Genomic DNA, 1,016 nt, shown 5'->3' with positions numbered 1-1,016 from the left:
GTGAAGACCTTCACCTACGATCCGTTCTGCCGGCCCTACCAGGTCTCGCAGAGCGTCACCGGGGCCTATGTCGCGACGCGCTTCGAGAACGAAGGCAATCCGGGCCTTCAATCGATCGCAACATACACGCCGCTGCCCAACGGTGCCGGCTCAGACTATCATCGCACGTACTATGATGGGCTCGGTCGGGTCTGGAGGCTGGAGAGCCCCGGAGAGACCGCAACAGGGCCGCAGCGCATCACCGAGACCGACTACGATCCACGCGGCAATGTGCTGCGGACCGCCTTCCCGAGGTTCAACGGCGAGGCGCCGCAATGGACCACCAACTTCTATGACTGGGCCGACCGGCTGACCAAGACCGTCAATCCGGATGCCAGTCAGCGGGCCTATTTACACGAATTGGCCACTGCCGCCGCCGCCCCGCCGCGGCTCAACGCCATGACGACGACCGACGAGCTTGGTCACCAGACCAGGACGGCATGGTCGACACGCGGCGATGTCGCCAGCATCGTTCGCGACTTTACTGGCATTCAGCTTGTCGAGGCTCGCAACTACGACGTGCTCGGCCGGCTGATCGGGGTCACCGATCCCGGCGGCTCGAACTGGGCCTACACCTACGACATGCTCGGCAACCGGCTGTCGGCCTCCGATCCCGATCTCGGCACCTGGTCTTATGTGTACGATGCCGCCAACCGGCTCACCAGCCAGACCGATGCCAGGGGCACGGTGACCAATCTCAGTTACGACCAGATGGACCGGCTGACGCTGAAGACGGCGACGGCATCGGGCGGCAGCCCCGTGACGCTGACGCAGAACACCTACGACCAGGCAGCGGCCGGCTACTACAACATCGGCCAGCTGACCGCATCGACCAACCCGGCGGCGACGCACAGCCTCAAATACGACGGCTTCAGCAAGGTCGGGCGCCAGGACGCCACCATCGCAGGCCTGACCCACACCACGACCAGTGTGCGTGATGCGTCCGGGCAGACACTGGCGACACAGTACCTGCCGGT

1 pseudogene is annotated in these 1,016 nt (G+C 64.7%); it reads left to right on the top strand.

The features are described from left to right. Window positions 1-1,016 (top strand): annotated as a pseudogene (locus EN861_RS34245) (RHS repeat protein); the annotation flags it as partial.

The sequence above is a fragment of the Mesorhizobium sp. M8A.F.Ca.ET.218.01.1.1 genome (assembly GCF_004791165.1).
GTDB lineage: Bacteria > Pseudomonadota > Alphaproteobacteria > Rhizobiales > Rhizobiaceae > Mesorhizobium.
This window is presented reverse-complemented; position numbering and strand designations above follow the sequence as displayed.